Origin of the sequence: Arthrobacter sp. 9AX (assembly GCF_902506095.1) — a bacterium.
GTDB lineage: Bacteria > Actinomycetota > Actinomycetes > Actinomycetales > Micrococcaceae > Arthrobacter.
This window is the reverse complement of the sequence record NZ_LR733293.1, coordinates 3,244,563-3,262,295: the sequence shown is the minus strand read 5'-3', so window position 1 is coordinate 3,262,295 and position 17,733 is coordinate 3,244,563. Positions and strand designations below refer to the sequence as shown.

Annotated in this window: 19 protein-coding genes and 1 tRNA gene; 14 read left to right on the top strand and 6 right to left on the bottom strand. The window is 65.7% G+C overall.

Annotated features, from left to right (window positions below; all coding sequences use genetic code 11):
- Positions 1-18 precede the first annotated feature (18 nt).
- From ygfZ to BACI348_RS15040, 3 genes are read left to right on the top strand one after another with little or no spacing between them, the layout of a single operon-like run.
- Positions 19-1,101: a CAF17-like 4Fe-4S cluster assembly/insertion protein YgfZ gene (gene ygfZ, locus BACI348_RS15050; protein ID WP_201298434.1), complete on the top strand. Its 1,083-nt coding sequence runs from the start codon at positions 19-21 to the stop codon at positions 1,099-1,101.
- Positions 1,101-1,517, top strand: coding sequence for an ankyrin repeat domain-containing protein (locus BACI348_RS15045; protein ID WP_159827089.1), 417 nt, complete (start codon positions 1,101-1,103; stop codon positions 1,515-1,517). Before ygfZ ends, BACI348_RS15045 begins: the two co-directional genes overlap by 1 nt.
- A gap of 48 nt (positions 1,518-1,565) precedes the next feature.
- A complete protein-coding gene (locus BACI348_RS15040; RefSeq protein WP_159827086.1) occupies positions 1,566-3,077 on the top strand; it encodes a DHA2 family efflux MFS transporter permease subunit in 1,512 nt (503 codons plus the stop codon).
- On the opposite strand, the gene BACI348_RS15035 is transcribed toward BACI348_RS15040, so the two are convergent.
- The 5 genes from BACI348_RS15035 to BACI348_RS15015 all read right to left on the bottom strand — a co-directional run bounded on the left by BACI348_RS15035 (position 3,039) and on the right by BACI348_RS15015 (position 7,132).
- Complete coding sequence (locus BACI348_RS15035) at positions 3,039-3,755, bottom strand: GNAT family N-acetyltransferase (RefSeq protein ID WP_159827083.1); 717 nt, start codon at positions 3,753-3,755, stop codon at positions 3,039-3,041. The genes BACI348_RS15040 and BACI348_RS15035 overlap by 39 nt on opposite strands.
- A 46-nt stretch (positions 3,756-3,801) precedes the next feature.
- Complete coding sequence (locus BACI348_RS15030; protein ID WP_159827080.1) at positions 3,802-4,827, bottom strand: ATP-dependent 6-phosphofructokinase; 1,026 nt, start codon at positions 4,825-4,827, stop codon at positions 3,802-3,804.
- Positions 4,828-5,019: 192 nt separating this feature from the next.
- The gene (locus tag BACI348_RS15025; RefSeq protein WP_159827077.1) at positions 5,020-5,277 is read right to left on the bottom strand and encodes a PspC domain-containing protein; all 258 of its coding nucleotides are present in this window, start codon (positions 5,275-5,277) and stop codon (positions 5,020-5,022) included.
- Between the two features lie 3 nt (positions 5,278-5,280).
- Positions 5,281-5,580, bottom strand: coding sequence for a hypothetical protein (locus BACI348_RS15020; protein WP_201298433.1), 300 nt, complete (start codon positions 5,578-5,580; stop codon positions 5,281-5,283).
- A 1-nt stretch (position 5,581) separates the two neighbouring features.
- A complete protein-coding gene (locus BACI348_RS15015; RefSeq protein WP_159827074.1) occupies positions 5,582-7,132 on the bottom strand; it encodes a PspC domain-containing protein in 1,551 nt (516 codons plus the stop codon).
- A gap of 124 nt (positions 7,133-7,256) precedes the next feature.
- Between BACI348_RS15015 and BACI348_RS15010 the strand changes: the two genes are divergently transcribed.
- On the top strand, positions 7,257-8,735 hold the full coding sequence (locus tag BACI348_RS15010) for an ATP-binding protein (protein ID WP_159827071.1): 1,479 nt from the start codon (positions 7,257-7,259) through the stop codon (positions 8,733-8,735).
- Positions 8,732-9,421, top strand: a complete 690-nt coding sequence (locus tag BACI348_RS15005; protein WP_201298432.1) for a LuxR C-terminal-related transcriptional regulator — start codon at positions 8,732-8,734, stop codon at positions 9,419-9,421. Before BACI348_RS15010 ends, BACI348_RS15005 begins: the two co-directional genes overlap by 4 nt.
- A 174-nt stretch (positions 9,422-9,595) precedes the next feature.
- Here the strand turns inward: BACI348_RS15005 and BACI348_RS15000 are convergent, their stop codons facing one another.
- Positions 9,596-10,813: a pyridoxal phosphate-dependent aminotransferase gene (locus BACI348_RS15000; protein ID WP_159827068.1), complete on the bottom strand. Its 1,218-nt coding sequence runs from the start codon at positions 10,811-10,813 to the stop codon at positions 9,596-9,598.
- Positions 10,814-11,091: 278 nt separating this feature from the next.
- On the opposite strand from BACI348_RS15000, the gene BACI348_RS14995 reads away from it, so the two are divergent.
- The 9 genes from BACI348_RS14995 (at position 11,092) to rplL (ending at position 17,649) form a co-directional block, all read left to right on the top strand.
- Positions 11,092-11,164 (top strand) — tRNA-Trp (locus tag BACI348_RS14995).
- Positions 11,165-11,247: 83 nt separating this feature from the next.
- The gene (gene secE / locus BACI348_RS14990; protein ID WP_050054296.1) at positions 11,248-11,532 is read left to right on the top strand and encodes a preprotein translocase subunit SecE; all 285 of its coding nucleotides are present in this window, start codon (positions 11,248-11,250) and stop codon (positions 11,530-11,532) included.
- 113 nt (positions 11,533-11,645) lie between these two features.
- Complete coding sequence (gene nusG / locus BACI348_RS14985) at positions 11,646-12,476, top strand: transcription termination/antitermination protein NusG (RefSeq protein WP_159827065.1); 831 nt, start codon at positions 11,646-11,648, stop codon at positions 12,474-12,476.
- Positions 12,477-12,605: 129 nt separating this feature from the next.
- Positions 12,606-13,037 carry a 50S ribosomal protein L11 gene (gene rplK / locus BACI348_RS14980; RefSeq protein WP_003803853.1) on the top strand — a complete coding sequence of 144 codons (432 nt, stop codon included), beginning with the start codon at positions 12,606-12,608 and terminating at the stop codon, positions 13,035-13,037.
- Between the two features lie 185 nt (positions 13,038-13,222).
- Positions 13,223-13,930, top strand: coding sequence for a 50S ribosomal protein L1 (gene rplA, locus BACI348_RS14975; protein ID WP_115525236.1), 708 nt, complete (start codon positions 13,223-13,225; stop codon positions 13,928-13,930).
- A 133-nt stretch (positions 13,931-14,063) separates the two neighbouring features.
- A complete protein-coding gene (locus BACI348_RS14970) occupies positions 14,064-15,191 on the top strand; it encodes a GNAT family N-acetyltransferase (RefSeq protein WP_159827062.1) in 1,128 nt (375 codons plus the stop codon).
- A 7-nt stretch (positions 15,192-15,198) separates the two neighbouring features.
- Complete coding sequence (locus tag BACI348_RS14965; RefSeq protein WP_159827059.1) at positions 15,199-16,317, top strand: GNAT family N-acetyltransferase; 1,119 nt, start codon at positions 15,199-15,201, stop codon at positions 16,315-16,317.
- A 295-nt stretch (positions 16,318-16,612) separates the two neighbouring features.
- Complete coding sequence (gene rplJ, locus BACI348_RS14960) at positions 16,613-17,197, top strand: 50S ribosomal protein L10 (protein WP_159827056.1); 585 nt, start codon at positions 16,613-16,615, stop codon at positions 17,195-17,197.
- Positions 17,198-17,274: 77 nt separating this feature from the next.
- Positions 17,275-17,649 (top strand): 50S ribosomal protein L7/L12, encoded by a 375-nt coding sequence (rplL, locus tag BACI348_RS14955; RefSeq protein ID WP_159827053.1) that lies wholly within the window; start codon positions 17,275-17,277, stop codon positions 17,647-17,649.
- Positions 17,650-17,733: the final 84 nt, after the last annotated feature.

Genomic DNA, 17,733 nt, shown 5'->3' with positions numbered 1-17,733 from the left:
AAGGACGTTGCCCCCAGTATGACTACTCCCAGCCCTCTGTTGTCGCGCCCCGGAGCCGTTGAGGCGGCGGGTGCGGACGCCGGCGTCGCTGCCCACTACGGCGAGCCCCTTCGCGAGCAGCGCGCTCTCGCGGCCGGAACCGCCGTCGTCGACCTCTCCTCCCGCGGTGTGGTGACGGTCAGCGGGCCGGACCGCCTGAGCTGGCTCAACACGCTGTCCTCCCAGCAGGTCACCGGCCTGCAGCCGGGCGAGTCCAGCGAGCTGCTCCTCCTGAGCGTGCAGGGCAGGATCGATTTCGACGCGCGGGTGATTGACGACGGCGTGACCACCTGGCTGATCGTGGAGGCTGCCGAAGCTGCCCCGCTGGCAGAGTTCCTCAACAGGATGAAGTTCATGCTGCGGGTGGAAATCGCCGACGTCTCCGCCGACTGGGCCGTGGTGGGCAGCACCAAAGCGGTCCCCGAATGGCCGCAGCGGCTCGTATGGCTGGACCCCTGGCCCAACGTTGGGGCGGGCGGCTACTCGTACGCCACTGTTGAGCCGGCTGCCCACCCCGGGCTTGAGCGCCCGTGGTTTGAGTACCTGGTTCCCGCCACCGAGCTTGAGGACGCCGTGGAGGGGCGCCCGCTGGCCGGAGTCCTCGCCGCAGAAGCACTGCGCGTCGCTGCCTGGCGTCCCCGGATCGGCGCCGAAACGGACGACAAAACCATCCCGCACGAACTGGACCTCCTCCGCACCGCCGTCCACCTGGCCAAGGGCTGCTACAAGGGCCAGGAAACCATCGCGCGGGTGCACAACCTGGGGCACCCGCCACGGCGGCTGGTGTTCCTCCAGCTCGACGGGTCCCAGCACACCCTGCCGGAGGCCGGCAGCCCGGTCTTCGTCGGGGAGCGGAAGGTGGGAACCGTCACGTCCGTGGCCCAGCATTACGAAATGGGGCCCGTGGCCCTGGCAGTCATAAAGCGTTCCGTGGCGGCGGATGAAATACTGACGGTCCTGGACGGGGACGAGCCCTATACCGCCGCCCAGGAACTCATCGTTGCCCCCGACGCCGGCCAGGTGGTGGGGCGCCAGACCGGATTCCTCAGGGGGCCACGCTAATGACAGACAACGCCGGAACCAACGCGGAAACCAACGCCGGGCCCGACGACGAGGCGCTGGCTTTGGCGCACTCGCTCTTCCAGGCTGCCCGGGAGGGGGACTCGGCGCTGCTGCGCGCCTATCTCGAGGCCGGTGCTCCCGCCACCTTGACCAATGCCGCCGGCGACTCGCTGCTGATGCTGGCCGCCTACCACGGCCATGCGGACACCGTTGAGCTGGTCCTGAAGCACGGTGCCGACGCGAACGCCGCCAACGACCGGGGCCAGACCCCGCTGGCCGGGGCCGCCTTCAAGGGCTACACCGATGTTGCCCGCGTCCTGCTGGACGCCGGAGCAGACCCGGACGCGGGATCGCCGTCGGCCCGCGCCGCCGCGCAAATGTTCGCCCGGACGGAGATCCTGAACCTCCTGGGCTAGTATTTCCGGGTCCCGCCCGGCAGCAGCAACCTGACGAAGGATGACCCAGTGGAAAACGTAGCAAAGCAGTGGCCGGCCCTTTGGTCTCTGGTGATCGGGTTCTTTATGATCCTGATCGACACCACCATCGTGTCCGTGGCAAACCCGCGGATCATGGAGGGCCTGAATGCAGACATCAACGCGGTCATCTGGGTCACCAGCGCCTATCTGCTCGCCTATGCCGTCCCGCTGCTGATCACCGGCAGGCTGGGCGACCGGTTCGGGCCCAAGAAGCTTTACCTGTCAGGGCTGGTGGTGTTCACCCTTGCCTCCCTGTGGTGCGGCCTCTCCGGCGATGTCACCACCCTGATTGCCGCCCGGGTGCTGCAGGGCCTCGGCGCCGCCATCATGACGCCCCAGACCATGGCAGTGATCACCCGCATCTTCCCGCCGGACCGGCGCGGTGCGGCCATGGCGGTCTGGGGAGCCACAGCCGGCGTGGCCACGCTGGTGGGCCCCATCCTGGGCGGTGTTTTGGTGGACGGGCTTGGCTGGGAATGGATCTTCTTCATCAACGTGCCGGTCGGCATCGCCGGCTTCATCCTCGCCTGGCGGAACGTTCCCGCCCTCAGCACCCACCCGCACCGGTTCGATATCCCGGGTGTCCTGCTCAGCGCCGTCGGACTGTTCCTGCTGGTCTTCGGCATCCAGGAAGGCGAAACCTACAACTGGGGCACCATCACCGGGCCCATCACCGTGTGGGGCCTGATCATCGCGGGGATCGCCGTCCTGGTGCTGTTTGTCCTCTGGCAGCGCTTCAACAAGGGTGAACCGCTGCTGCCGCTCGCCCTTTTCCGCGACCGGAACTTCTCCCTCGCCAACATCGGGATCACCACCGTGGGCTTCACCGTGACGGCGTTCAGCCTCCCGCTGATCTTCTACTACCAACTGGTCCGCGGCCTGACACCCACCCAGTCGGCGCTCATGATGGTGCCCATGGCCCTGATCTCCGGCGGCCTGGCGCCCGTGGTGGGGAAGGTCATCGACAAGGTCAACCCCAAGTTCATCACGGCCGCGGGCCTGGTGCTGATGGCCGTGGCGCTGGTCTGGAACTCTGCGTTGATGCAGCCGGACACGCCCATCCTGATGTTCCTGCTCCCCAGCGCCGTCCTGGGGTTCGCGAACGCAGGCATCTGGGCGCCGCTGAGCACCACCGCCACGCGCAACCTTCCGCCGCGCCAGGCCGGTGCCGGCTCAGGGGTCTACAACACGACGCGCCAGATCGGGGCGGTGCTGGGCAGCGCCGCCATCGCCGTGCTGATCCAGTCCCGGCTGGCGGCCGAGCTTCCCGCGGGCGGTCCCGGCGGAGGCGCCGGCGGGGGCATGGCGTTCTCCGGAAGCCTTCCGGAGGCCCTCCACGGTGGATTTGCGACGGCGATGGGCCAGTCCATCCTGCTTCCCGCCGGAGTGATCCTGGTGGGCGCAGCCGTGGCACTGTTCTTTGCCAAGCCCCAGCCCGTTCAGAACTGGGGCGCTTCGACGTCAGCCAAGGTGGACGCTGGTCTGGATTCCGCCGGTTGACAGGCCGAGCTTCCGGGCCAGCGCCAGGGACCCGGTATTGCTGACGTCGGTGCGCCACTGCAGGGTGAGTCCGGCGGCAAGGGCTTCGTGGGCGGCGATGGACACCGCAAGGGTGCCCAGGCCGCGGCGCCGCCAGTCCGGGTCCACCAGGACCCCGAGGTGCGCCAGCAGGCCCACCCACTCGGAGTAGGCGCCGCAGGCCAGGGGCACGCGCCGGCCCTCCACCTCGTGGACGATCGTGTAACGGTTTTCGAGGTCCGACAGGCCTACTTCGTTGACGTCATCCGGAGGGCAGCGGCCCTCAAGCTCGATGGCTTCCGGGTTGCCGTGCGAGACCGTCATCTCTTCCGGCGGCTGCTTGAGCGGCAGGTCGTCCGCGAAGAACAGCGCGGCGGCGCCCAGCCCATGGCCCCCGTGGGACCGGGTCAGAGTCAGGAGCGTAACGTGCTGGGCCATCTCCTCGTCCGGCAGGTCCGCGGCGGCGTCGATGACCCACTGCGGACCCACCAGCGCCGAACTGCCGAAGAGCCGGACGAACTCCACGGTCCGGGCTGATTCGTCCGCGCGGACAATCCGCTCCCCGGAGGCCAGTGCATTTCCGAAAGCGTCGTCGTCGAGGCCCAGGCGCCGGGCCCAGGCAAGCTGGATGATGGCGGCGGAACCGGGGTCAAGTGTCATAACCCCAGCCTAGGGCGGCGGGCAGGCCCAGCCGGGCAGGACACCTTTAGCCGAAGAGGACAGCGGCTTCGTCGTAGCGCTTCTGCGGGACGGTCTTGAGCTGGCCCAGGGCCTCCTGGAAGCCCACGTGCTCGATGTCCGTGCCCTTCAGCGCCACCATGGTGCCCCAGTAGCCTTCCACCACCGAGTCGATGGCGGCCATGCCCAGCCGGGTGGCGAGGACCCGGTCGAAAGCGGACGGCACGCCACCGCGCTGGATGTGGCCCAGGATGGTGGCACGGGTCTCGATGCCGGTGCGGGCCTCGAGTTCAGGGGCGAGCTGGTCCGCGATGCCGCCCAGGCGGGGCCGGCCGAAGGTGTCCAGCCCGCGTTCGGAGTGCGGAGTTTCCATGTGCTCGGGCACGAAGCCTTCGGCCACCACCACCAGCGGCGCACGGCCACGGGCGTGGGCGTCGTTCACCCATTCGGTGATCTGCTCGATGCTGACCTTCTGCTCCGGGATGAGGATGGCGTGGGCGCCGGCGGCCATGCCGGCGTGCAGGGCGATCCAGCCCACGTGCCGGCCCATCACCTCGGCGATCATGCAGCGGTGGTGTGATTCCCCAGTGGTGCGCAGCCTGTCGATCGCTTCGGTGGCGATCTGCACGGCGGTGTCGAAACCGAAGGTGTAATCGGTGGCGTCGAGGTCGTTGTCCACGGTCTTGGGGACGCCCACGATTTTTAGTCCGGCGTCGGTGAGGCGCTTGGCCGCGGCCAGGGTTCCCTCACCGCCGATGGCGATGATCGCGTCAATGCCGAGGCGATCCATGTGGGCCTTGATGACCTCGGGGCCGCCGCCGTTTTCGAAGGGGTTGGTGCGGGAGGTCCCCAAAATGGTGCCGCCCTGCTTGGCGATACCACGGACCATGGTGCGGGGGATGTCGATGATGTCGCCCTCGACCACGCCGCGCCAGCCGTCGAGGAAACCCACGAATTCGTGACCATGGATGGCGATGCCCTTGAGGACGGCCCCGCGGATCACGGCGTTCAGTCCGGGGCAGTCGCCACCGCTGGTAAGAATTCCAATTTTCATGTCTCTGGCTCAAATCCTGGGAGAAGGTATACAGGCAGAGCGCCACGCTGAGCTCACATAGAGTCTAGTGGGGGGTGTGGGGTACGACACAAACCGGTTACATTGGCCGCTCCCGCGATGGAGCCGCCCCGGAGGCAAGAATGCGGAAGGCTCCCGCTCCGTAGGAGGAGCGGAAGCCTTTGGCTGCAGGGCTTAGGAGCCGTTGATGGACCGCCGCTGAAGGAACGTCTCAAGCGGGATGGCGTTTCGCTGGTCCGGCAGGACCACCCAGGCCAGCAGGTAGAAGATCACGGCCGGACCGGGGAGCAGGCAGAAGATCAGGAAGGCAATCCTGACGAAAGCAACATCCACGTTGAGCTTGGCGGCGATACCTCCCAGTACCCCTCCCAGCCAGCGTTCCGGTCCGCGCTTCAGGCCCAAGCCCCTGACGATGCTGAAAAACTTGTCCATGGTTCAAGACTTCCGTGTTGAGGGGCTGTTGTCACGTTTCCGGGCGGAGAGGAGGCCGCCCACCACCAGGGCGGCGCCGGCGCCGATCATCAGGCCAATCAGGACGTAGGTCCCGTTCAGGGTGACGATGCCCAGCTGGGCGATGATGATCAGTGCGGCGAGGGCCAGGACGATCAGGCCCCACACCACGGTGCCCACCCTCGCCCCTGCAGGAGGGGCAGCCGAGGTGCCTGCCGCCGTCGTGCTTCCCGGGACGTAGGGGTCTGGAACGTAAGGGTCCGGGGCCGGAGTTTGGCTGCTCATCTTAGTTACCTTCCTTGATGGTGACGTTGCTGACGGTGCCGTCGATCTGGATCACCAGGTGGCTGCCGGGCTTGTCGGTGTTGTAGCTGGTTTCACGGGTGGAGATCCCGCCGCGCTGGCTTCCCCCCTCGTTCAGGTTGCCGAGGGTCATGTTGGCCCTGACGTCCACGGGCACAGTGTCCGGGATGACCACCGTGACGTTGCTGGCCGTGATGTCCAGCGGGACCAGGACCTCGGACTGCAGTGGGGCGGTCAGGGCCAGCCCGGTAAGGTCCACCGTGCCGCGGCCGGCGGTGATGTTCAACCCGTCTGTTGCCTGCTGGGTGCTGGTGGGGGTCCAGTTGACTTCCTGGAAGCGGACGCGGTCGGCGTTGTTTCCCACTACGTTGAAGATGCCGCCGATGATGAGCGCCGCCACCGCGAAAAACGAGAGGATGCCGGCTGTCCTTCCGCGGAGGCCCATCACAAGGATCCCGAGGCCAAGTACCACTGCCGCGCCGGCCCAGGCGATGGCGTTGGTGGAGTCGCCGAGGTTGATGATGTTGGTGACATCCAGTGCTTTCAGGCCGGCGCCCACCAGTAGGGCGCTGCCGGCAACGATCGCGACAGCGGGTGCGCCGGGACCAGCGGGACGCACCTTAGGTGCCGGGGGAGGACCTTGGGGCGGGCGGGTGCCCCCGGACCGTCCGTTGTCCCAGCCGCTGCCGCCGTAGGCGCCGCTGCCGCCGTAGCCGCTCCCGGAAGGAATGCCCGCGGAGGTGCCGCCGTAGGGGCTTCCGGTGAACGGACCGGTTCCTGCGACGTCGGAGTAGGGCGGTGTGGTCGCCGAGGACATGCCCGCAGCGTAGGCGTTGGTGCCGGCCGATGCTGCGGCCGCCGGGGTTCCCACTGCGGCCTTGTTCCGCTGCACGAGGTAGTAGATCAGGTAGATGGCGCCGCCTACCCAGAAGACGGTCCAGAGGAAGGCGCCGAAGCCGTGGTTGCCCCAGCCCCAGAAGCCTCCGCCCAACCCGCTGAAGCCGAGGATGGTGGCGATCAGGGAACCGGTCATGCCGCTGGTCCAGCGGCCGGCACCTGCCTCCTGGACGTGGATACGGCCATCGGGTTCAGGCAGGAACGCCCAGGACAGGCCGTAGAGGAGGACGCCGATGCCGGCGAAGAGGGTGAGGACGATGAAGACTCCGCGGACGATCAGTGGGTCGATTCCCATGCGGTGCGCGATGCCGCTCGATACGCCGCCGATCCAGCGGTCCTGGCCGCGGCTGATGCCGTGGCTGCGCAGCCAGCCGAAGAAGTCAGACTGCTGGCCGGGCATCCCGGCGTAGGCGTAGCTTCCGGTGTTCGGTGCGGAGTAGGTTCCCGCGTTCGGCGCGGAGGAGGAGCGGTTGGATTCGTTTCCCTGGTCCTGCGGCTGGTCCGGCGTCTGGTTTTGCGTCCGGTCCTGGGGGCTCCCGGAGGTTGGCGGCAGGGGTTCGGTGGGGTGGGCGTTCGTCCGCTCAGGGAGGGGTTCAGTTGGATGGCTGTCGTCGGGGGTGGGTGTTTGCGAGTTCATACCTCGATCCTTCCGTCCGCGGCGCTTCGGCTCTACTGGGGGACACCCTGAGCCGTCCCTGAGCGGCCCCCGGTTCAGGCCGGAACCGGGTCCGGGAAACCCTGATCCGTGTTTGGATTGACTTATGACAACAGCCCCCCTCCGGCCTCCGCTGGTCCGGCGCAGCGACCGCTTCATCGCGGGTGTGTGCTCCGGCCTTGCCGCACACCTGGGCTGGCCGGTCCGCAACGTGCGGGTGGGGATGATCCTGGCTTGCCTGGCGGGCGGGGCCGGCGTGGTCTTCTATGGCTGGCTGTGGATCATGGTCCCCACGGCGGACGAACACGCCCGCCGGCAGGCACGGCGGCCGGCGTCGCCCATTGCACCTGCGGTGAGCCAGGAGCCCTCTCATGCCTTTGCCCGCGGTGGTGTCCAGGGCGGCGTCCCGGGCGGTATCCACGGTGTCCCGATCCCGGAACCGGGCATGCCGCTGCCTGGTATGCCGCCGCCGGGTATGCCAGGCGCCGGCGCCTTCAGGGACGGACCCGGCGACCCGGCCTACGCTGCGCCGGGGGACTTCGGCGGAACCACTCCGGCGGCAGCACGCCCGCCATGGTTCCAGTTCCGGGACATGCGGTACGGCAAGGAAATCCTGCTCGGCGTCGGACTGTTGCTGGTGGCGGGCATCCTGATCGCGCAGATCCTCGGCGTCGACGTTCCGCTGGGCACGTTGATTCCTGCCGCAGCAGTCCTGGGCGGCGCTTCCATCGCCTGGATGCAGCTGGATGAAACCCGGCGCGCCGGGCTGGTGGACAAAACCAAAGCAAACCAGGCCGGCGGCTGGGCCCGACTCGCGGCAGGCCTGGCGCTGGTGGTGGCGGGCGTCCTGGTGATGGTCTCCGGCTCCGGTTCCTGGGAACAGACCTGGCTCGCTTTGCTGGCTTCCGTTGCAGTCCTGGGCGGGGTGGTGCTGGTCCTCCTTCCGTGGGCGCTGAAATTCTGGCGTGACCTTGAGGCCGAGCGGGCCGGCCGGATCCGGGAAACCGAGCGCGCGGAAATCGCGGCCCACCTCCATGACTCCGTGCTCCAGACCCTGGCACTGATCCAGCGGCGGGCATCCAACGAACACGACGTCGTCCGGCTGGCCCGCGCCCAGGAACGGGAGCTGCGGGGTTGGCTGTTCGCCGATCCGGGAAAGGATGCCGGGCAGCTGTCGGACCGGATCAAGGCAGTCGCTGCCGAGGTAGAGGACCTGCTGGGCAACGCCGTGGAGGTGGTGAGCGTGGGGGACACCGCCGTCACCGAGGGCCATGAAGCGCTGATCCAGGCCGGCCGCGAGGCGATGCTGAACGCTTCCCGGCACGGCGGCGGGACCGTCTCGGTGTATCTGGAGGTATCCGGCGGACGGGCCGAAATCTTCATCAAGGACCGCGGCCCGGGCTTCGAACCGCAGCACGTGCCGGAGGACAGGCTCGGCGTCCGTGAGTCCATCATCGGCCGGATGAACCGCCATGGCGGCACGGCCACCATCACCAGCACCGCAGAGGGCACAGAGGTGCGGCTGGGCTACCCCGCCGTCCCGCAGGCCGACAAAGCATCGCAGAGCACGGAAGGTAAACCATGAACACCACGCAGGGACCCGGTACGGGCCCGGTCCGGCCCGCCACCACAGTCCGGGTGGTGATCGTTGACGACCATGCGATCTTCCGCTCCGGCCTCAAGGCGGACCTGGACCCGAGCATCCAAGTGGTGGGGGAAGCAGCCACGGTGGAACAGGCGATTGCCGTGATTGCGCAGGAGCGCCCGGAGGTGGTGCTGCTGGATGTCCACCTGCCCGGCGGCCTGGGCGGCGGCGGGCGGGAAGTCATCGCCGGTTCGGCCGCGCTCCTGTCCACCACACGGTTCCTGGCGCTCAGTGTCTCGGACGCCGCCGAGGACGTGGTGGCCGTGATCCGCGCGGGAGCCCGGGGCTACGTCACCAAAACCATCTCCGGGAAGGAGATCACCGACGCCGTGTACCGGGTGGCCGGCGGAGACGCCGTCTTCTCGCCGCGCCTTGCCGGCTTCGTCCTGGACGCCTTTGGCACCGCCCCGGCGGACATCGCCGACGACGAACTGGACAAGCTCTCCGCACGGGAACTTGAAGTGATGCGCCTGATTGCCCGCGGGTACAGCTACAAGGAAGTGGCGAAGGAACTTTTCATCAGCATCAAGACCGTGGAAACCCACGTCTCGGCGGTGCTCCGCAAACTCCAGCTGTCCAGCCGGCACGAGCTCACCAAGTGGGCCGCCGAACGCCGCCTCCTCTGACCAGCCCAACGCTCTCTCACTTAACGCACGGCTTTTGCCAACGCTCTCTCACTTGATGCGCCTTAACCCGGAACGCTCTATCACTCGCTTGAAGGAAGTGATAGAGCGTTCCGGTTTTTTAGGTTTTAGGTGATGGGGCGTTTGGGATTTTCCGACGTTAAGTGAGAGAGGGTCCTACTGGGCCTTGCCGAGGAAGTCCTGCAGCCGCTGCACGCCTGTGGCGAGGTCCTCGTCGCCCAGCGCATAGGAAAGGCGGAGGAAGCCGGACGGGCCAAAAGCCTCGCCCGGAACCACTGCCACCTCAACCTCGTCCAGGATCACAGCAGCCAGTTCGGCGGAGGTCTGCGGCGTGGAGGTGCCGGACGCCGTCGGGAATTCCTTACCCAGCAGCGCACGGACATCCGCGTATACGTAGAAGGCACCCTTCGGCGTCGGGCATTCCACGCCCTCGATGGCGTTGAGGCCGGCGACGATGGCCTTCCGGCGGCGGTCGAAGGCCACCTTCATCTCGTCCACAGCGGTCAGCGGTCCGGATACGGCGGCGAGGGCCGCCACCTGCGGGATGTTGGAGACGTTGGACGTGGCGTGCGACTGCAGGTTGGTGGCGGCCTTGATGACGTCGGCCGGGCCGATCATCCAGCCCACGCGCCAGCCGGTCATGGCGTAAGTCTTGGCCACACCGTTCAGGATGACCACTTTGTCGCCCAGTTCCGGGGCGGCGGTGGCGATGGAGGTGAAGGGAACGCCGTCATAGGTCAGGTGTTCGTAGATTTCGTCGGTGACCACCCAGAGGCCCTTGGCGGCGGCCCACTTGCCGATCTCCGCCACTTGCTCCGGCGAGTAGACCGACCCGGTGGGGTTGGACGGCGAGACGAACAGGAGGATCTTCGTTTTCTCGGTGACAGCGGCCTCAAGCTGATCGATGGTCACCAGGTAGTCCTGCTCGGGACCGGCGAAGACCTCGACGGGCACACCGCCGGCAAGCCGGATGGCCTCCGGGTAGGTGGTCCAGAACGGGGTGGGGACGATGACCTCGTCGCCCGGATCCACCAGGGTGGCGAAGGTGTTGTAGACGGCCTGCTTGCCGCCGTTGGTCACCAGGACCTGGGAAGGGTCGACGGCGTAGCCTGAGTCGCGCAGGGTCTTCTCTGCAATGGCTTTCTTCAGCTCGGGCAGCCCGCCGGCAGGGGAGTAGCGGTGGTACTTCGGCTGGCTGGCGGCTTCGATCGCCGCCTGGACGATGTACTCCGGGGTGGGGAAGTCCGGTTCGCCTGCGCCGAACCCAATAACCGGCCGGCCTGCTGCCTTCAGCGCCTTCGCCTTGGCATCAACGGCAAGGGTGGCGGATTCGGCAATTGCGGATATGCGCTGGGAAACGCGGGCGGCAGACATGGCAGGTCCGTTCTTCGCTTGCAGCCCGAAGGCTGGAATGTGGGATTCGACGAGTTCTACTCTATGCTGTTCACCGGACCCTCCGGGTTGCCGGTTTTGAATGTGACTGCCCTGCAGTCAATGTCAGGACAGTGCAACGGGAAGGGCCGGAAACGGGCCGGTTCGACGAACGCGAAGTTGTTGCGTAGACTGGTTCACCGGTGTTGAAAACACGGATGATGGCGTGCGCCCCAGTGCAAACTGGCGGTTCGTTCTGGTCCGGGTGACATTCACTCCATAGGGTAGTGGCGCAATTGGTAGCGCAGCGGTCTCCAAAACCGCAGGTTGCAGGTTCGAGTCCTGTCTGCCCTGCGCAAGCTGTCCCGGGCGAAAAGCCCGGGGCAAGCGCAGCAACCATGGTTCTGATCAGGGCCGGGTAATCCACCATTGCAAAGATGAGCGAGGACCAGGTGACCGAAACAGCTGCCAGCAGCTCCAAAGGCCGCCCAGCTAAGAAGGACGCCAAGGCAAACTTCTTCGCCCGCATTGCATTGTTTGTCCGCCAGATTATCGGCGAACTGAAGAAGGTTGTTGCACCCACCCGCAAGGAACTGATCAATTACACGCTCGTGGTGCTGGTGTTCGTGGCCATCATGATGGTCATCGTCAGCCTGCTGGACATCGGTTTCGGAACTGCTGTCGGTTGGGTCTTCGGCGGTACCGGTCCCACGGACAGCTAAGGCTGAACCATCCGCAGCTGCGTGTTCCGTCCGGGAAGCCGGAGGGGAACACCGGTGTGCGGAATTGAGCCATTTAAATAGGCATGTTAGGCAATGAGGAAGCAGGAGACCAAGTGTCTGAGCAGGAGCTCGAGGTAACCGAGACTGAGCTGGAAGAGTCCGCGGACATCACGGCAGAAGCCGGTGACGAGTCTGAGGTTGATTCCTCCGCGCCCGAAGCCAGCGACGCCGATTCCGACGACGACGCCGACTCTGACGACTTTGACGCAGAGGACGACGACGAGGCCGGCTCCGACGAGGAGTCCGCTGACGCCCTCGCCGTTGCCGCCGCCAAGGCCGACGTTGACCCCGCCGAGGAGTTCAAGGCCAAGCTGCGCCGCCAGGAGGGTGACTGGTACGTCATCCACTCCTACGCCGGTTACGAGAACCGCGTGAAGGCGAACCTGGAGACCCGCATCCAGACCCTGGACATGGAAGATTACATCTTCGAAATCCAGGTGCCCATGGAAGAAGTCGTTGAGATCAAGAACGCCCAGCGCAAGGTCATCAACCGCGTCCGCATCCCCGGCTACGTCCTGGTCCGGATGGACCTGACCGACGCCTCCTGGGGCGCCGTCCGCCACACCCCCGGCGTCACCGGCTTCGTGGGCAACGCCCACAACCCCGTGCCGCTGCGCCTCGATGAGGTTTTCTCCATGCTCGCTCCCGTCTTCGAGGAAGAGCAGGCAGAAAAGGGCAAGCCGGTCAACAAGCAGCACCAGGCCCCGGTGGATGTCGACTTCGAGGTCGGCGAATCCGTCATCGTCAAGGAAGGCCCGTTCGAGACCCTTCCCGCCACGATCTCCGAGATCAAGGTCGAATCCCAGACCCTTGTGGTGCTGGTTTCCATCTTCGAGCGCGAAACGCCCGTCACCCTGGCGTTCAACCAGGTCACCAAGATCTGACAACCCAAGAATTCGTCCCGGCGCTGCCCGCTTTGGCAGCACCGGAACGGCCGGCCGCCTTGCCATGGCGGCCAAAAACCTGAGGCACGCTCCTGTGCCCCAGGACGTTATTGAGAGAAGGACCCTACATTGGCTCCCAAGAAGAAGGTCACCGGCCTCATCAAGCTGCAGATCCAGGCAGGTGCCGCTAACCCGGCTCCGCCGATCGGTCCCGCGCTTGGCCAGCACGGTGTCAACATCATGGAATTCTGCAAGGCGTACAACGCTGCGACGGAAGCCCAGCGCGGAAACGTCATCCCCGTGGAAATCACGGTCTACGAGGACCGTTCCTTCACGTTCATCACCAAGACCCCGCCGGCTGCAGAGCTCATCAAGAAGGCTGCAGGCGTCGCCAAGGGTTCAGCAACCCCGCACACCGTCAAGGTTGCCAAGCTGACCCAGGCCCAGGTCAACGAGATCGCTTCCACCAAGATGGAAGACCTCAACGCCACCAGCCTCGAAGGCGCAGCGAAGATCATCGCCGGCACCGCCCGCTCCATGGGTATCACTGTCGAGGGTTAATCCCTTCCGCCGCCTTTGGGTCGGGCCCGGGAAACCGGTCACGACGACGGGCGGCACCGCCGGGACACCGGCACCACCAAAACTGAAATGTTGGACATCCGGCACGGATAACGGGTCGGAGCACCAACTGTGGCAGGGCCCAGCGCGGTCCGCAGACCACAACTGCACAAGGAGAAACAAGCAGCATGGCAAAGCGCAGCAAAGCATATGAGGCAGCAGCCGCCAAGATCGACGCGGAGAAGTTTTACGCACCGTTCGAGGCAGTGACGCTGGCCAAGGACACCAACCCGTCCAAGTTCGACGCCACCGTTGAGGTTGCATTCCGCCTCGGCGTCGACCCCCGCAAGGCTGACCAGATGGTCCGCGGCACCGTCAACCTGCCCCACGGCACCGGTAAGACTGCACGCGTCCTGGTTTTCGCAACGGGTGACAAGGCTGAAGCAGCAATCGCTGCCGGCGCCGACTTTGTTGGTTCCGATGACCTGATCGAAAAGATCGCCGGCGGCTGGACCGACTTCGACGCCGCCGTCGCCACCCCTGACCTCATGGGCAAGGTTGGCCGCCTCGGTAAGGTCCTGGGCCCGCGTAACCTGATGCCGAACCCGAAGACGGGCACCGTGACCCCCGATGTCACCAAGGCCGTCAACGACATCAAGGGTGGAAAGATCGACTTCCGCGTCGACAAGCACTCCAACCTGCACTTCATCATCGGCAAGGTGTCCTTCGACGCCGTCAAGCTGGCCGAGAACTACGCAGCAGCTCTGGAAGAGGTGCTTCGCCTGAAGCCTTCCGCTTCCAAGGGCCGCTACATTCAGAAGGCCACCGTTGCCACCACGTTCGGTCCCGGCATCTCCGTTGACCCCAACGTCACCAAGGTTCTGACCGAGGCCTAAATCCTCGTCTGAACTTTCGCCCCGGCACTCCGCGGCAGACAAAACCGCCCGGCGCCTGCCGGGCGGTTTTGTTTTAAGCTTCTTGTCGCAGGACACTTACCGGACGGGGCACATTCCTGCCTAAGCTGGGGAAATGGCCGAACCCGCTCCAGCTGCAGGCGAAAACGCTCTAGTGACCATCGCCGCCGTCGAGGTGCCGCCGCGGGGCTGGGACACGGCCACCGGGCCAGGCCAGGCTTACAGAGAGTTCCTGGAGTGCCATGCCCTACGGGTCGCCCACGAACGCGCCCTCTGGGGCAACTTGGACCGGTGCGACACGCTCGAGGAAGCCGTGGAGTATTGGCGGGGCAACGAGTACGAGGAACGGCGCCTTTACCTTGCCAGGCGGGGCCCTGAAACCGTGGGATTCTGCTCGGTCACGCTCCCGTTGCGCGAGAACATGCACACCGCCGGGATTGATGTCTTGATAGTCCCAGGGCGCCGCCGCGAGGGCCTGGGACGTGCCCTGCTGGATCATGCCGAAGCCGTGGCCGGAAACAGCGGCCGGACTTCCCTGGGCGCTTATCACGAGGTCCCTGCCCACGCGGCGGTGGGACCAATGCTGCCGGCGAAATCGGGTGCCGGCGGACTGCCGCTCGGCGACCCGGCCGTCGCCTTTGCCGTTGCCGCCGGCTATGAGCTGGAGCAGGTGGAACGGTCCAGCCGGCTCGCCCTGCCCGTGCCGCCGGAACTGCTGGACCGGTTGGTCACCGAAGCTTCGCCCCGGGCGGAGGACTACGCCATCACCGGCTGGGACGATGCCTGCCCGGAAAACCTGGTGCAGGCCTACGCCCGGCTGAAGGCAACCATGACCACGGACGTACCCATCGCCGGGATGGACTGGGAGGGCGAGGACTGGGACCCGGCCAGGGTCCGCGCCGAGGAACAAACCCTTGTCCGGGGCGGAACCCGGTCTGCCGTCACGGCGGCGGTGCACCGGGCCACGGGCGAGTTGGTGGCCTACACCGTCCTGAACTGGCGCCCCGGTGTCCCGGATTCCATCCTGCAGCAGGACACCCTCGTCACGTCCGGGCACCGCGGCCGGCGCCTCGGCATGCTCATCAAAGTGGCAAACCTGAAGCGCGCCCGCCACAGATGGCCTTCGGCCCGTTCGGTCCTGACATGGAATGCCAACGAAAACCAACATATGCTGGCCATAAATATCGCACTTGGATTCGAGCCTGCAGGTTATGAAGGCGAGTGGCAGAAACGGCTGGGATGATGCGCCTATGGCACACGATGTAAAGATCGAGCAGCTTTGGATTCCCGATTCACTGGACTCGCCGGACGCAGCGGACTTCCTTGCCGCCGTCGAGGTGGGACGAAAAGTCCGGATGCAGACCTGGGGGAGTGACGACCTCGCCTACGCTCCGCTTGAGAAGCTGCTTGAGTTCCAGGACCCCTACGAGCGTCAGCTCATCCTCGTCGCCAAGGTCGCGGGGGAGATCGTGGGCACGGTCGATATTGCCCTGCCCCTCACCGACAACCTCGACCTTGCGGAGTTCACTCTCGACATCCTGCCCGAGTACCAGCGCCAGGGCGTGGGGCGGCGCCTGCTTCAGGCAGCGGAACAGCTGGCCCGCGAGGAAGGCCGCACCATGATTCTGGTGGACACCAACCACCCGGGCGCGTCCCTGCACGAATTTGAACGCGCCCAGCTGGTCCCCGGCTCGGGGCAGGGCTTTGTGCCGCTCGAAAGCCGCGAAGTCGAGTTCGCGCAGCGCACCGGCTACACCCTGCAGCACATTGAACAGTTCAGCTCGTGCGCCCTGCCGTTGGACTCCAAGCTCGTGGCCGACCTGCAGGCGGAAGCGGATGAGGCCAACAATGGGCGGTACCGGCTGCACCACTGGACGGACCGCTGCCCGGACCCGTGGCTGGAGGCCGTCGCTGCCCTCGAGAACCAGGCGGGGGCCGACGTCGATCCCTCCTTGGATCCGCCCGTTGAGCAGGAGATGGTGTTCGACGGCGCCATCCTCCGCGAAGCGGAGGAGGTCGCCATTGCTCAGGGCAGGCGGACGGTGGTCACCGCCGTCGAGCATCTCGCATCCGGTGCGCTCGTGGGCCTGACGACCATCACCGTGCTGGCGCACCGCGCCGACGTCGTCTTCCAGGACGACACATTGGTCCTGCAGGAACACCGCGGCAACAAGCTGGGCCTGCTGATCAAGGTGGCCAACATGGAGCGGCTCACCGAGCAGTTCCCCGACGCGCGGATCATCTACACCTGGAACGCGCCGGAGAACCGGTACCTCCTGACCGTCAACAAGCAGCTGGGCTTCCAGACGGCCGGAGTGACCGGGATCTGGCAGAAAGAGCTTCCACACCTGCATACCAGCACCAGCTGAGCCCCGATTTGGCGGACCCCGGGCTCTCCCGTAGACTGGGATGACCAAAGACCGTCGGTTGTTGGAAATCCACTCTCTCGAACATGGCTCAACTCTGCAGTTGTGCTCGGGAGAAGCAGTGGGTTTCTGGACGAAGGCCCCTCAACGCAGGGCGGCCGGCGCAGGTGAACGAAGCAACGCTCCATGGATTGATCCGTGTTGAGCCAAGCCCCGTGCATCTGCGCGGGGCGTTTTTAGTTTTAGCTCATCTGAGCGGGGACCGTCGCATACCGGCACTATCCCCGGAAGGAGGGTTATGGCAACGCCTACCAAGGTTTCAGCAGTAGCTGAGATCACTAACGATTTCAAGGAATCGAACGCCGCTGTCCTGACCGAATACCGCGGGCTCACCGTTGCACAGCTCAAGCAGCTGCGTGTTTCTCTCGGCCAGGACACCAAGTTCGCGGTCGTCAAGAACACCCTGACCGCCATTGCAGCCAAGGAAGCCGGTGTCGAAGCATTCGACGGCCAGCTTGCCGGCCCCACTGCAATCGCGTTCATCAAGGGTGACGCAGTTGCCGCTGCCAAGAGCCTGACGGATTTTGCCAAGACCAACAAGCAGCTCGTCATCAAGACCGGTTACTTCGAGGGCAAGGCACTGAACGCCAGCGAGGTTGCCGCACTGGCAGCGCTCGAGTCCCGTGAGCTGCAGCTCGCCAAGGTTGCAGGCGTCCTCAAGGCACCTGCCGCAGCCGCTGCACGCATCATTGACGCACTGCGCCTCAAGCTTGAAGAAGAGAACGGTGCACCGGCAGCTGCCGAAGCGCCTGCCGCTGAAGAAGCACCCGCCGCCGAAGCCGAAGCTCCCGCAGCTGAAGCTCCTGCTGCCGAAGAGAACTAATTCTCTTTACCCCACCAGACTCCGGTGTGACGCAAGGCTTTGCCCGTGCCGACACCACAACAGGAAGGACGCCTACCATGGCGAAGCTCACCAACGAAGAGCTCATTGAAGCTTTCAAGGAACTGACCATCATCGAGCTCTCCGAGTTCGTCAAGCTCTTCGAAGAGACCTTCGAAGTTACCGCTGCTGCTGTTGCTGTTGCTGGCCCCGCCGGCGCTGCTGCAGAAGAGGTTGAAGAGAAGACCGACTTCGACGTCGTCCTCGAATCTGCCGGCGACAAGAAGATCGCAGTGATCAAGGAAGTTCGCGCCATCACCTCCCTGGGCCTCAAGGAAGCCAAGGACCTGGTTGACAGCGCACCCAAGGCTGTTCTCGAAGGCGCCACCAAGGAAGCTGCCGAGAAGGCCAAGGAGCAGCTCGAGGCTGCAGGCGCCACCGTTACCCTCAAGTAACAACGCCTTTTCCGCAAAAAGCCCCGTCCACGTTTGTGGGCGGGGCTTTTTGCGTTCCCCCAGGTGGCCACCTACCCAACCAAG